A 13,245-nucleotide genomic window follows, 5' to 3' on the forward strand; every position below is an offset into this window, starting at 1 on the left:
CCCTTTTTTCGCCTCAGGCCACGGCGCGGTCGGCCAGCAGGGCCGCGAGCACCTCCAGGTCCACGCCCGTCAGGCTCTCCACCTGGTGTACGCCGGTCCCGTCGGGCAACGGCACCTCGGCGGGTACGGCCAGCACGGCCGCGCCGGAGGCGAGCGCGCTGGCCACCCCGGTCGGCGAGTCCTCGATCGCCACACACCGCTCGATCGGCACGCCGAGCAGCCGCGCGGCGGTCAGGTAGGGCTCCGGGTGGGGCTTGGCCGCGACCACCTCGTCGCCGGCGACCACCACGTCGAAGGTGTCCCGCCCCAGGGTGTCCAGGGCGATCTCGACGAGGGCCCGCGGGCTGGACGTGACCAGCGCCGTGGGGATTCCCGCCGCGCGGACCGCGTGCACCAGGTCGAACGCCCCCGGCCGCCAGGGCAGACCGGCCCGGAACAGGTCCAGGATCCGGGCGTTGATCCACGCCGCGCTGACCTCGGGATCCCGTTCGGGCTGCCCCAGGTCGTCGTGCAGGATGCGCATCGACTCGGCCATGGCGGTGCCGACGATCGACCGGCGGGCGTCGGCGGAGAGGTCACCGCCGTACTCGCGCGCCAGTTCCTGCAGCGCGACGTCCCACAGCTTCTCGCTGTCCACCAGCGTGCCGTCCATGTCGAAGAGCACGGCGGCGGGGTGTTGGCTGCTCAGCGGATCCTCCAGGGTCGTGGGCGACACCGGCGATCCTGCCAGCACGGCCCGTGGCCGGTGGCGGCAACGGGCGTCGGGGTGATCCGGGCAACCCCGCTCAGCCCAGGCCGCACTCGGAGAGCGAACGCTCGTAGCCGCGGAAGAACATGTCGGTGCGCTGCTCGGCGGTGCCGTGCGCGCCCTCGGCGAACCACGGCTGGTCGGGGTCGTCGCCGACGGCCGCCACCCCCTCCCGGAACTCGTCCAGGTCGCCCTCGGCGAGGCTCAGGTCGCCGGAGCGCACCGAATCGCCGAGGTACGCCCCCGCCATGCAGTCGGCCTGCAACTCCTGCTGGATGGTGTAGCTGTAGTTGATGCCGAGGCGCACCTGGATGCCGTGGGCGTACTCGTGGCCGAGCAGGTAGAACACGAACGCGTCACCGACCTCGCGGAACGCCGCCACCGACCAGGCGACGTCGTACGCGATGAAGTCGCCCTGCGAGCAGTAGACCGCGTTGTTGCGGGGCAGCGGCTGCCCGCCGCAGGACACCTCGCCGGCCCGCTGGTACGGGGTGACCCGCCGGATGGGTTGGAAGCGCTTGCCGGACGCCTTGAACTGGCCCGCCCAGTAGCGCTCGGCGACCGCCTGCGCGTCGGCGACGTCCTGCTTGAACTCGGCCACGCTCGTGGTGCTGTCGGCGCGGGTGGTGCTCGGCCCCGGCGAGGCGGCCGACGGGTTCGCTCCCGGGCGTTCGCCCTCCGGCTCGGCCAGCCCACCGCCGGCGCAGGCGAGCGACACCAGCGCGGCGACCACCAGGCCCGCCAGGGGCCCCCGGGCGTCGCGTCCTGACCATGGCCCCACTGTGCCTCCCCAGACCTCGGCGCTCGCACGGCGCAGTACCCCGACGGTACGACCGCCACGCCCATCGGATCCCACGCACCACCGGGCCGGGCGGTTCACGGGCGGGCCGGCCGGGCGGCTCGACCCGCAGACCGGCCGGGCGGTTCACGTGGCCGGCGCTGGCCGCCACAATGGCCCGGGGCGGACGTGGCCGTCCTCGGGAGGAGGGCGACGTGCACGTGCTGGGCAGCCGTCGACGAAGCCAACCGGCCCCGGCGCATGTCGTGTGGCGGTCGCTGCGTGACCCGTACGAGGCCGGCAGTCGTCAGTGGTTGGAGTTGCGCGACGACGAGGTGCCGCCCCGGGTGGTGGCGGGCTACGCGCCGGTGCTGCTGGTGTGGTCGTCGCTGTGGCCACACCGGCCGCTGGACCGGATCCGCTTCGATGTGACGCACGGCCTGCCCGGCGGGGACTGCACGCTGCGCTGGACCCTGACCACCGAGGCGGACCTACCGAGCGAGAGCACCCTCGGCTACCTGCGGCACCGCCTCAACTACCTGATCAACAACCGCCTCCGCCTCTCCTACGGCCAGTAAGCCCCGTCGATCATGAAGTTGTTGCCCTCGGACGCGGCGTGTCGGGGCAACAACTTTCTGGTCAACGGGTCTGGTGGGGGCGGGAATGTCCGGGGAGCGGGGTTGGGTTCGACGTTTCCGGTGAGCGGTGCCGGGGCGGCACCGGAGACAGGAGGGCCACCGTGAAGTACATGATTCTGCTCTACGGGTCGCAGCAGGACTACGACGTGCTGTCGGGGCGGGCGTCCGACCGACCGGCCATGTCCGCCGAGCAGATCGCGGCCATGCACCAGCACATGGAGACGTTCCACCAGGCGCTCGCCGAATCCGGGGAACTCGTCGACGCGCGGGGCCTCAGCGAGCCGGTGCACGCCCGTCGCGTGCGGGTACGCGACGGGGCGTCCGTCATCACCGACGGCCCGTACCCGGAGACGCAGGAGGTGCTCGCGGGTTACACGATCGTGGAGTGCGCCAGCTTCGACCGGGCCACCGAGATCGCCGCCGGCCTGGTCGACCCGGACAGCCCCGGCGCGTACGTGGACGTGCGGCCGGTGCTGGACGGCGTCGAGGACCTGGCCGGCTGACCAGGTGCCGGCGACGCCCGTCGAGGATCTGCTGCGCGAGCTGGCGCCGCAGGTCCTCGGCGCGCTGGTCCGCCGCTACGGGCACTTCGACACCGCCGAGGACGCGGTGCAGGAGGCGCTGATCGCGGCGGCGGACGCGTGGCCGCGCGACGGCGTACCGGAGAATCCCCGCGCGTGGCTGATCACCGTCGCGTCCCGGCGGCTCACCGACCTGCTCCGGCGCGACCAGGCGCGGACGCGGCGGGAGGAGACGGCGGCGCGCTGGGTGCTGCCGGAGCAGTGGTGGGCGCCGCCCGCCGACCGGCCCCCGGCAGACGCCGACGACACGCTCATCCTGCTGTTCCTGTGCTGCCACCCGGCGCTGACGCCGGCATCGCAGATCGCGCTGACGCTGCGCGCGGTGGGCGGGTTGAGCACCGCCGAGGTGGCCCGCGCGTTCCTGGTGCCGGAGGCGACGATGAGCCGGCGGATCAGCCGGGGCAAGCAGCGCATCCGCGACAGCGGCCTGCGGTTCGCGCCACCGACCGGGGCCGAGCGCGCCGACCGGGTCGCCGCGGTGCTGCACGTGCTCTACCTGATCTTCACCGAGGGGTACGCGCGGACCGCCGGTCCGGGACTGCTGCGCGCCGACCTGACCGCCGAGGCGATCCGGCTGACACGGCTGGTGCACCGGCTGCTGCCCGACGACCCCGAGGTCGCAGGGCTGCTCGCGTTGATGCTGCTCACCGACGCCCGCGCACCGGCGCGGATCGGCGTCCACGGCGAGTTGGTGCCGATGGCCGAGCAGGATCGCGGCCGGTGGCGGGCCGACCAGATCGCCGAGGGGGTCGCCCTGATCACCAGCGCGCTGCCGCGCGGGGTGGTCGGGCCGTACCAGCTCCAGGCGGCGATCGCGGCCGTGCACGACGAGGCGCCGAGCGCGGCGGCCACCGACTGGACGCAGATCACCGCCCTGTACGAGGTGCTGCTCGGCCTGTCCGACAATCCGGTCGTGGCGCTCAACCACGCGGTGGCGGTGGCCATGAGCCGTGGAGCGCCGGCCGGCCTGACGCTGCTGGCCGACCTGGCCGACGACGTCCGGTTGGCCGACGATCCGCGGCTGCCTGCCGCTCGCGCCCACCTGTGGGAGCTGACCGGTGAGCGGGTCGCGGCGCGGGAGGCGTACCGGATGGCGGCGGCACGCTCGACGAACCTGGCGCAGCAGCGCTACCTGAACGCCCGCGCGGACCGGCTGGCGGACGACCCGCCGACCGCCGGCTGAGCCGACCGCCGGTGACGGATCGGCGCTGAGGGGCGCGACGCCGAGGAGGTCAGGGGCTGGCGGCCAGGAAGACGAACGCGGCCAGCAGCACCAGGTGCACGCCGCCCTGCAACACGTTGGCCCGCCCCGGCACCACGGTCAGCACCGCCGTCACCGCGGTGAGCGCGAGCAGCGCGAGCTGGGTGCCGCCGAGGCCGAGCAGCAGCGGGCCGTCCAGCCAGATCGAGGCGATGGCGATGGCCGGGATGGTCAGGCCGATGCTGGCCATCGCCGAGCCGAGGGCGAGATTGAGGCTGATCTGCACGCGGTCCCGGCGCGCGGCGCGGGCGGCGGCCAGGGTCTCCGGCAGCAGCACCAGCAGGGCGATGATCACGCCGACGAACGCGTGCGGCAGGTTCGCCGCGGCGACGCCGGCCTCGATGGTCGGTGAGACGGTCTTGGCGTCGCCGACCACCGCGACCAGCGCCACCAGCAGCAGCCCCAGGCTGACCAGCGCGGCGCGGGTCGTCGGCGGCTTGGCGTGCTCCTCCGCGTCGATCACCCGACCCTGGCTGTCGACCGGCAGGAAGTAGTCGCGGTGCCGGCCGGTCTGCACCAGCACGAACAACCCGTAGAGCGCCAGCGACGCGACGGCGGCGAAGGTGAGCTGGGCCGGGCTGAACTGCGGGCCGGGCCGGGCCGTGAACGTCGGGATGACCAGGCTCAGGGTGGCCAGGGTGATCACGGTGGCCAGCGCCCCGCCGGTGCCCTCGGGGTTGAACACCGCGACGCGACGACGCAGCGCCCCGAGCAGCAGGGACAGGCCGAGTATCCCGTTACAGGTGATCATGACGGCGGCGAAGACGGTGTCCCGGGCGAGCGACTGGGTCTTCTCCGGCCCGCTGATCATCAGCGTGACGATGAGGGCGACCTCGATCACGGTGACCGCGACGGCGAGCACCAGCGACCCGTACGGCTCCCCCACCCGGTGGGCGACCACCTCCGCGTGGTGCACGGCCGCGAGGACCGCGCCGCCCAGCAACGCGGCGACCACCACGACGATGGGGGCGGGAAGTTCTCGCCCCCAGGTCACGAGCAACACCAGCACCGCGAGTACGGGTACGGCGACGGTCCAATCGAGCAGGCGGGATCGAAGCTGGGCTGGCATGCCGTCAAGAGTGCCAGGTCACGTGATCATGTGCCCACCATCGACGCGACGCCGGGGGCGCAGACCCGTAACCTATGAGTTACGCTTTCGGCGTGGACGAGGTGGCCACCGCGATCGCGGACCCGGTGCGGCGGCGCATCCTGACCATGCTGCGCGACGCGCCGCTGGCCGCCGGTGAGATCGCCGAACGGTTCGCCATCAGCCGCCCTGCGGTCAGTCGCCACCTGCGGGTGCTGCGGGAGAGCGGGCTGGTCCGCGACGAGCTGGTCGGCCGCCGCAGGATCTACCGGCTCGACCCCGGCCCGCTCGCCGCGCTGATCGACTGGCTCGCCGGGTTCACCGCGGCGGAGCAGTGGGAGCAGCGCCTCGACGCCCTGGAGACCGAGGTCCATCGCACCCGCCGGGAACGCCGCGCCCGCGGCCCGGCGGCACACCGAACGGAGCACATCGCATGACCCGTACACCCGCTGGCCGCCTGTTCCGCACCGCCACCGGCCACGATCTCGTCCTGACCCGCACCTTCCGCGCCCCGGCGGCGGACGTGTGGGCCAGCCTGACCGAGTCGGAGCGCACGGCCCGCTGGTTCGGCCCGTGGGAGGGCGACGCCGGGCCCGGCCGGACCATCCGGGTCCAGATGGCGTACGAGGAGCAGCAGCCCTGGTGCGAGGTGCGCATCGAGGTGTGTGAGCCGCAGCGGCGTCTGAGCGTCTCGATGATCGACGGCTCGGGCAACTGGCTGCTGGAGTTCGCGCTGACCGAGACCGACGGCACCACCGAGCTGCGTTTCGCCCAGCGCCTCACCAGCCTGGACGGCATCGCGGAGGTGGGCGCCGGCTGGGAGTACTACCTGGACATGCTCGTTGCGTCGCGGGAGGGCTCCCGTCGACCGGAGTTCTACGAGTACCACCCCGCCATGACCCCCTACTACCGGGCGCTGGCCACCGACGGCGCCTAGGGACCCGCCTCCCGCCGCAGCGCCGCGAACTCGGCCGTCAGCGCCGGCAGCGGGAAGTGCGCGTTCAGGCCGCTGGGGTTGGGCAACACCCAGACCCGGGCGGGGCCCAGCCGCTCCGGCTGCGGGCCCAGCCCGGCCTTCGGCCGGACGAACGCGATCCGGTACGCGGTCACCCCGAGAATCGCCACCCACCTCGGCCGGTGCCGCTCGGCCTTGACCGCCAGCCCGGTCACCCCGGCCACCAGCTCCGCCGGGGTCAGCTCGTCGGCGCGGGCGGTGGCCCGGTTGCTCAGGCTGGTGATCCCCAGCCCCTGCGCGAGCAGCTCGGCGCGCTCCCACGGGCGCAGCTCCCGGTCGGTGAAGCCGGCGCCGTGCAGGGCCGGCCAGAAGCGACTGCCCCGGCGGGCGAAGTGCTCCCCCACCGCCGCCGAGTACAGGCCCGGGTTGAAGCCGCAGAACAGCACCCGCAGGCCCGGGCCGATCACGTCCACCAGGCCACGACCGGCCGCGGCCGCGACCTCGTGGCGGGTCGGCGGCCGCCAGGGCTGCGCCGCGCCCGCGTCCATCACACCGATCCTTGCGTACGCTCCGGCACCCGTCCCGACCTGCGCGCAACCCGAACGCACCCCACCCGGTGCGCGCCGGTGATCACGACTTGACACCCTGGACGGATGCACAGCACCGACCACCTCGCCGCCAGCCGGTACGCGCGGATGCTCTGGAACACGCCGCTCTCGGAGGAGCACGCCGCCCTGCTGCTGCGACGACTCGACGTACGCCCCGGCGCGCGCGTACTCGACCTGGGCTGCGGCTGGGGCGAGCTGCTGCTGCGCGCCGTCGCCGCCGGCGGCGTGGCGGGCCCCGTCGCGACGAGGGGCGTCGGCGTCGACACCGACGAGGCCGCTCTCGCCCGGGGGCGCCGGCTCGCCGCCGAGAAGTCGCTGAACCGGCACGTCGCCTTCGTGATGGGCGAGGCGGCAGCCTGGCACGAGCCGGCCGACCGGGTCCTGTGCATCGGCTCGGCGCACGTCTTCGGCGGCACCGGCGCGGCTCTCGACACGCTCGCCAGCGTGGTCCGCCCGGGCGGGCGGCTGCTGCTCGGCGAGGGGTACTGGCAGTCCGACCCCACCGCCGAGGCCACACGGATCTTCGGTGCGGACGTCACCGATCTCGCGGGCCTCGTCGAGGCCGCCCGCGCGCGGGGGTGGCGGCTGCTGCACCTGAGCGCCGCCGACCAGCGGGAGTGGGACGACTTCGAGTCCACCTGGCTCGCGGGCCGGCAGGAGTGGCTGCTGACGTACCCCGAGGATCCCCGCGCGGACCAGGTCCGCGCGGAACTCGACGACCGGCTGCGCCAGTACGTCGGCGGCTACCGGGGCGTCCTGGGCCTCGCGTACCTCGTCCTCGGTCGCTGACGCCACCGGCGCAAGCTGCCCGTTTCGCCCACCGACCGCGTCGCGATGAGGGAGAGTGCTGACGAGACCTGTCGTCGGCGGCCGGGCCGTGCCTCGGCGTCGTCGTGTGCGGAGGTGCGGATGAGCGGCACGACCCCGACCGGGCCCGTCAACAACGTGGTCCTGGTGCACGGCGCCTACGCCGACGGCTCCTCCTGGTCCGACGTCATTCCGCTCCTGCAGCGGGCCGGGTTGACGGTCACCGCGGTGCAGAACCCGCTGACCTCCCTGGCCGACGACGTGGCGGCCACCAACCGCGCCCTCGACCGGCAGGACGGGCCGACGGTGCTGGTGGGGCACTCCTGGGCGGGCACTGTCATCAGCGAGGGCGGCAACCACCCCAAGGTCACCGCCCTGGTGTACGTCGCCGCCCGCGTGCCGGACGCCGGAGAGGACTTCACGGCGCTCGCGGCGCGGTTCCCCACCCCACCGGCGAACGCCGGGCTCGTGCACAACGACGGCTTCGCGCAACTCAGCGAGAAGGCCTTCCTCGACGACTTCGCCGGCGGCGTCGACGAGACCCGTGCGCGTTCCCTCTTCGCGGCTCAGGGGCCGATCGCAGGGGACCTCTTCGCCGGCCGCACGACTGTCGCGGCCTGGCGGGACCGGCCCTGCTACTACTCCGTCTCCACGGCGGACCGGACCACCGCGCCCGAGCTGGAGCGGTTCCTGGCCGAGCGGATGAACGCGACGACGATCGAGGTCGACTCCTCGCACCTCGCCATGGTCACGCACCCCGAGGCGATCGCCGACCTCATCCTCATGGCGACCAGGGGCACTCGCGACCCGCAGCCGGACACCCGAGGCTGACCACCGCGACGCGGGCGCGCACCGTCAGGTCAGGGCGCACGCGGTGCCGCAGTACGGGCAGTGCGCGCGCTTGGCGTTCGAGGTGATTTCCACATCGCAGCGTGGACACCTGCCGTTCTCCCACAGGCCCTGATCCAGGCCGAGCTCGCCGCCGTAGTAGTCGCGGTCGGGCCAGGCGACCAGCTCGACGTCGAGGCCCGGCTCGACGTCGTCCTCGAACCAGGTGACGTTGGCCAGGGTCAGCACCGTTCGCATGCCGTACGCCTCCTGCGTGAACCCCGGCAGGGCACGCCGCAGGACGTCGACCAGCTCACGGACCGGCAGCGCCGCGAGCTGCCCGGCGAGGCGCTCGCGATCTTCGTCGGTGGACATACCGCCGACCCTACGTCCCGCCCCGGCTCCGGCGCTGCGGGTGCCGTGGTGCGTCCCAGGCCGGAGCGGGTGGGCTTGACGGGGCGCAGACATCGGAGGTTTACTGCGTCAGCGATGTGAGTCGATGCACTGTGACCGTCCACAGAGGTTGGTCGGAGTCATCGGCTGGCCAATCGCACGTCACCACCGCTCCACATCACCGCTCCACATCAGCCGAGCATCGGCGGCCCGGCTTCCGCACCACCGCCACCCTGGCCCCGGGCGTGCCCTCGCGCACCCCTCGGGGTCGACGCTCAGCTAAGGAGCAGGACCATGCGTTCCCGTCCCCGCCTGTTGGCATTCGTCACCGGCCTGGCCGTGTTGATGGCCGGCCTGATAACCCTTCCCACGACAGCCTCGGCCGCACCGCTGACCAAGGTGCTGGTGTTCAGCAAGACCGCCGGCTTCCGGCACTCGTCCATCCCGACCGGGGTCGCGGCCATCCAGCAGCTCGGCGCTGCCAACGGCTTCAGCGTGACCGCCACCGAGGACGCCGGCCAGTTCACCACCTCCAACCTGGCCCAGTACCAGGCAGTGGTCTTCATGTCGACGACCGGCGACGTCCTCAACTCCAGCCAGCAGACGGCCTTCGAGCAGTACATCGCCGCCGGCGGCGGGTACGTCGGCGTGCACGCCGCGGCCGACACCGAGTACAGCTGGCCGTGGTACGGCCAACTCGTCGGCGCGTGGTTCGACTCGCACCCGGCGATCCAGACCGCGACCGTGAAGATCGAGGACCGGACCAACCCGTCGACCGCGCACCTCGGCGCCACCTGGGTCCGCTCCGACGAGTGGTACAACTACCGCACCAACCCCCGGTCCAGCGCACGGGTCCTGGCCAGCCTCGACGAGTCGTCCTACAGCGGCGGCAACATGAACGGCGACCACCCGATCACCTGGTGCAAGGCGTACGGCGGCGGTCGGGCCTGGTACACGGGTCTCGGGCACACCGAGGCGTCGTACAGCGACCCGAACTTCACCCGGATGCTGCTCGGTGGCCTGCAGGTCGCCGCGGGTTCGGTGAGCGCCAACTGCTCGCCGGGCTCGACGAACCCGACCACCCCGCCGCCGACCACGGCGCCGCCGACCACCCCGCCGCCGACCACGGCGCCGCCGACCACCCCGCCGCCGACCACGGCCCCGCCGACCACCCCGCCGCCGGCCGCGACCGGCTCCACCCTGCGGGCCCGCGCCAACAACCAGTACGTCAGCGCCCCCAACGCCACCACGCCGTTGATCGCCAACAAGACCTCCGCCGGCACCAGTGAGCGGTTCGAGGTGGTCAACCTCGCCAACGGCAACGTCGCGCTGCGCGCCAAGAGCAACGGACAGTTCGTCGCGGCGGAGAACGCCGGGGCCTCGGCGCTGATTGCCAACCGGGCCACCGCCGGCGCGTGGGAGACGTTCCAGCTGATCCGTAACTCCGACGGCACGGTGAGTCTGCGGGCCACCGTGAACAGCCGGTACGTGGCCGCCGACAACGCTGGCGCGTCCCCGCTGATCGCCAACCGGACCTCCATCGGTCAGTGGGAGAAGTTCGACTTCGTCACCAACTGACCCGCTCCGCGGCTAGCTCCCCACCACCCTCACCTGGCCGTGGTGCGCCCCCGCACGCCCCGGCCCTGGTCGTCGAGGAAGGACGATCATGCTTTCGAAATCCCGGCGCTGGTCCCGGGCACTCGTCGCGGCGGTCACCACCGTCGCGAGTGTGACCCTGGCAGTAGTCGCGCCCTCCACCGCCGCGCAGGCGGTGGTGATCCCCGCCAGTGACTACCAGCAGGTCAAACTCGCCACCGGCTCGGCCGAGCTGGGCGAGGCCATGTCCCTGGCCGTTCTGCCCAACCGCTCGGTGCTGCACACCGCCCGCAACGGCGTCCTGCGGGTCACCGACGTGGCCGGCAACACCAAGGTCTCCGGCACCCTGTCCGTCTACACGCACGACGAGGAGGGGTTGCAGGGCGTCGCCGTCGACCCCAACTTCGCCACCAACCGGTGGATCTACCTGTACTACTCGCCCACGTTGAGCACCCCGTCCGGGGATGCCCCCACCACCGGCACGCAGTCGGACTGGGACCGGTGGAAGGGGCACCTGCGGCTGTCCCGGTTCACCCTCAACAGCGACGACACGGTCAACATGAGCAGCGAGAAGATCGTGCTCCAGGTCGCCAACGACCGTGGACAGTGCTGCCACGTCGGCGGTGACCTGGACTTCGACGCCGCCGGCAACCTGTACCTGACCACCGGCGACGACACCAACCCGTTCGAGTCGTCGGGCTACGCGCCGCTGGACGAGCGGACCAACCGCAACCCGCAGTTCGACGCCCAGCGCTCGGCGGGCAACACCAACGACCTGCGGGGCAAGGTGCTGCGGATCAAGCCGCAGGCGGACGGGACATACACGATCCCGTCGGGCAACCTGTTCGCGCCCGGCACGGCCAACACCCGTCCGGAGATCTACGCGATGGGTCTGCGCAACCCGTTCCGGATGAGCGTCGACAAGGCCACAGGCGTCGTCTACGTCGGCGACTACGGCCCGGACGCCGGGAGCACCAACTCCAGCCGCGGTCCGCAGGGTCAGGTGGAGTTCAACCGCATCACGGCGCCCGGCAACTTCGGCTGGCCGTACTGCACGGGCAGCAACACGAGCACCGAAACATACAATGAATACACCTTCCCGTCCGGGCCGTCGCAGTCGAAGTACAACTGCACGGGCGGGCCGACCAACAACTCGTTCCGCAACACGGGCCTGGGCACGCTGCCCGCGGCGAAGCCGGCCTGGATCAAGTACGCCGGCGACTCCGGGTCTCCGTCGGAGTTCGGCAGCGGCTCCGAGTCGCCGATGGCCGGGCCGGTGTACCGGTACGACGCCTCGCTCAACTCCAGCGTCAAGTTCCCGCAGTCGTTGAACGGCCTGTTCTTCGCGGGCGAGTACGGCCGCCGCTGGATCAAGCCCATCGCCATCAACTCCGACGGCTCCCGCGGCGAGATCTCCTCGTTCCCGTGGAGCGGCACGCAGGTCATGGACATGGCCTTCGGCCCGGACGGCGCGCTGTACGTGCTGGACTACGGCACGGGCTCGAACAACCAGGCGCTGTTCCGGATCGAGTACATCGGCGGCGGCAACCGCAACCCGATCGCGGTCGCCTCGGCGAACCCGACGTCGGGGGCCAACCCGTTGACCGTGAACTTCTCGTCGGCCGGCAGCTCCGACCCCGAGGGCGGGGCGCTGAGCTACCTGTGGACGTTCGGTGACGGCACCACGTCGACGGCGGCCAACCCCACCAAGACGTACACCACCAACGGTACCTACTCCCCCACGTTGAAGGTCACCGACCCGACCGGCCTGTCCGGCACGGCGAGCCTGGTCGTCACCGTGGGCAACACCGCGCCGACGGTGACGCTGACCTCGCCCGTCGACGGGCAGCTGTTCAGCTTCGGTGACACCGTGTCGTACCAGATCAGCGTGAGCGACCCACAGGACGGCACCATCGACTGTTCCAAGGTGAGCATGACGTACGCGCTGGGCCACGACAGCCACGCCCACCAGATCACCTCGAAGAACGGGTGCAGCGGCTCGATCACCGTCCCGACCGACGGTGAGCACGACGCGGCGGCCAACATCTACGGGGTCTTCGACGCCGCCTACACCGACAACGGCGGCCTGACCACGCACAGCATCAAGACGCTGCAGCCGAAGCACCGCCAGGGTGAGCACTTCGGCGCCCAGTCGGGTGTGCAGGCGACCGACCACACCAGCGCCGAGGGTGGTCGTACCGCCGGGTTCATCGAGAACAACGACTGGATCTCGTACCAGCCGTACAACCTGACCGGTGCGAACCGCATCACCGTGCGGGCGTCGTCGGCCGGGGCGGGTGGCACGATCGAGGTGCGGACCGGTTCGGCCACCGGCACCCTGCTGGGCACTGTCACGGTGCCGGTGACCGGCAACTGGGAGACCTTCACCGAGGTGTCCGGCACGATCAGCAACCCGCCCAGCGCGTCGACAACGCTGTACCTGGTGTTCAAGGGCGGGTCGGGCTACCTGTTCGACGTTGACGCGTTCACCTTCGCCACCGGCACCCCCAGCACGCCGGTGACCACGCTGCGGGCCCAAATCAACAACCAGTACGTGTCGGCGGTCGGCACCACCGCGTTGATCGCCAACAAGGCCAGCGTCGGTAGCACCGAGCAGTTCGACCGGGTGGACGCCGGCAACGGCAACATCGCGCTGCGGTCGCGCGCCAACGGGCTCTACGTCTCGGCCACGAACGCGGGCGCGGGAGCGCTGGTCGCCAGCGGCACGTCGATCGGGACGTCGGAGACGTTCCAGCTCATCACCAACTCGGATGGGACGGTGAGCCTGCGCGCCACGGTCAACAACCAGATCGTGTGCGCCGAGAACGCCGGGGCGAGCTCGTTGATCGCCAACCGCACGTCGGTGGGAGCCTGGGAGAAGTTCGTCCTGGGCAGTTAGGCGGCGGTACCCGGCCTGGTCGGCGGCCGGGCCGTTGAACGGCGGGAGTCCGGGGCGGGCGGTGCG

Annotated in this window: 14 protein-coding genes; 9 read left to right on the top strand and 5 right to left on the bottom strand. The window is 72.2% G+C overall.

The window, feature by feature from the left end:
* Window positions 1–13: 13 nt before the first annotated feature.
* Window positions 14–664, bottom strand: coding sequence for an HAD family phosphatase (locus tag B0E54_RS04400; protein ID WP_234582034.1), 651 nt, complete (start codon window positions 662–664; stop codon window positions 14–16).
* Window positions 665–785: 121 nt separating this feature from the next.
* Complete coding sequence (locus B0E54_RS04405) at window positions 786–1,529, bottom strand: neutral zinc metallopeptidase (RefSeq protein WP_234581949.1); 744 nt, start codon at window positions 1,527–1,529, stop codon at window positions 786–788.
* A gap of 212 nt (window positions 1,530–1,741) precedes the next feature.
* On the opposite strand from B0E54_RS04405, the gene B0E54_RS04410 reads away from it, so the two are divergent.
* The 3 genes from B0E54_RS04410 (at window position 1,742) to B0E54_RS04420 (ending at window position 3,928) form a co-directional block, all read left to right on the top strand.
* Window positions 1,742–2,104 carry a hypothetical protein gene (locus tag B0E54_RS04410; protein ID WP_234581950.1) on the top strand — a complete coding sequence of 121 codons (363 nt, stop codon included), beginning with the start codon at window positions 1,742–1,744 and terminating at the stop codon, window positions 2,102–2,104.
* 170 nt (window positions 2,105–2,274) lie between these two features.
* The gene (locus tag B0E54_RS04415; RefSeq protein ID WP_234582035.1) at window positions 2,275–2,667 is read left to right on the top strand and encodes a YciI family protein; all 393 of its coding nucleotides are present in this window, start codon (window positions 2,275–2,277) and stop codon (window positions 2,665–2,667) included.
* A 4-nt stretch (window positions 2,668–2,671) separates the two neighbouring features.
* Window positions 2,672–3,928 carry an RNA polymerase sigma factor gene (locus B0E54_RS04420; protein WP_234581951.1) on the top strand — a complete coding sequence of 419 codons (1,257 nt, stop codon included), beginning with the start codon at window positions 2,672–2,674 and terminating at the stop codon, window positions 3,926–3,928.
* A gap of 49 nt (window positions 3,929–3,977) precedes the next feature.
* Here the strand turns inward: B0E54_RS04420 and B0E54_RS04425 are convergent, their stop codons facing one another.
* Window positions 3,978–5,075, bottom strand: a complete 1,098-nt coding sequence (locus B0E54_RS04425; protein ID WP_234581952.1) for a calcium:proton antiporter — start codon at window positions 5,073–5,075, stop codon at window positions 3,978–3,980.
* A gap of 92 nt (window positions 5,076–5,167) precedes the next feature.
* Here B0E54_RS04425 and B0E54_RS04430 point away from each other — a divergent pair, with 92 nt between their 5' ends.
* Together B0E54_RS04430 and B0E54_RS04435 are read left to right on the top strand one after the other, a co-directional pair.
* Window positions 5,168–5,530, top strand: coding sequence for a helix-turn-helix transcriptional regulator (locus B0E54_RS04430; protein WP_234581953.1), 363 nt, complete (start codon window positions 5,168–5,170; stop codon window positions 5,528–5,530).
* Window positions 5,527–6,030 carry an SRPBCC family protein gene (locus B0E54_RS04435; RefSeq protein ID WP_234581954.1) on the top strand — a complete coding sequence of 168 codons (504 nt, stop codon included), beginning with the start codon at window positions 5,527–5,529 and terminating at the stop codon, window positions 6,028–6,030. The genes B0E54_RS04430 and B0E54_RS04435 overlap by 4 nt, the downstream gene beginning before the upstream one ends.
* Here the strand turns inward: B0E54_RS04435 and mug are convergent.
* Window positions 6,027–6,596, bottom strand: coding sequence for a G/U mismatch-specific DNA glycosylase (gene mug, locus B0E54_RS04440; RefSeq protein ID WP_234581955.1), 570 nt, complete (start codon window positions 6,594–6,596; stop codon window positions 6,027–6,029). The genes B0E54_RS04435 and mug overlap by 4 nt on opposite strands.
* A 105-nt stretch (window positions 6,597–6,701) precedes the next feature.
* Between mug and B0E54_RS04445 the strand changes: the two genes are divergently transcribed.
* Both B0E54_RS04445 and B0E54_RS04450 read left to right on the top strand, forming a co-directional pair.
* On the top strand, window positions 6,702–7,445 hold the full coding sequence (locus tag B0E54_RS04445; RefSeq protein ID WP_234581956.1) for a cyclopropane-fatty-acyl-phospholipid synthase family protein: 744 nt from the start codon (window positions 6,702–6,704) through the stop codon (window positions 7,443–7,445).
* A gap of 120 nt (window positions 7,446–7,565) precedes the next feature.
* Window positions 7,566–8,294, top strand: a complete 729-nt coding sequence (locus B0E54_RS04450) for an alpha/beta fold hydrolase (RefSeq protein WP_234581957.1) — start codon at window positions 7,566–7,568, stop codon at window positions 8,292–8,294.
* Window positions 8,295–8,318: 24 nt separating this feature from the next.
* On the opposite strand, the gene B0E54_RS04455 is transcribed toward B0E54_RS04450, so the two are convergent.
* Window positions 8,319–8,666: a hypothetical protein gene (locus B0E54_RS04455; protein WP_234581958.1), complete on the bottom strand. Its 348-nt coding sequence runs from the start codon at window positions 8,664–8,666 to the stop codon at window positions 8,319–8,321.
* Between the two features lie 312 nt (window positions 8,667–8,978).
* On the opposite strand from B0E54_RS04455, the gene B0E54_RS32700 reads away from it, so the two are divergent.
* On the top strand, window positions 8,979–10,262 hold the full coding sequence (locus B0E54_RS32700) for a ThuA domain-containing protein (RefSeq protein WP_308195335.1): 1,284 nt from the start codon (window positions 8,979–8,981) through the stop codon (window positions 10,260–10,262).
* Between the two features lie 88 nt (window positions 10,263–10,350).
* Complete coding sequence (locus tag B0E54_RS04465) at window positions 10,351–13,179, top strand: PQQ-dependent sugar dehydrogenase (RefSeq protein WP_234581959.1); 2,829 nt, start codon at window positions 10,351–10,353, stop codon at window positions 13,177–13,179.
* Window positions 13,180–13,245: the final 66 nt, after the last annotated feature.

The organism is Micromonospora sp. MH99 (assembly GCF_021442385.1).
In the GTDB taxonomy this organism is placed as follows: domain Bacteria; phylum Actinomycetota; class Actinomycetes; order Mycobacteriales; family Micromonosporaceae; genus Micromonospora.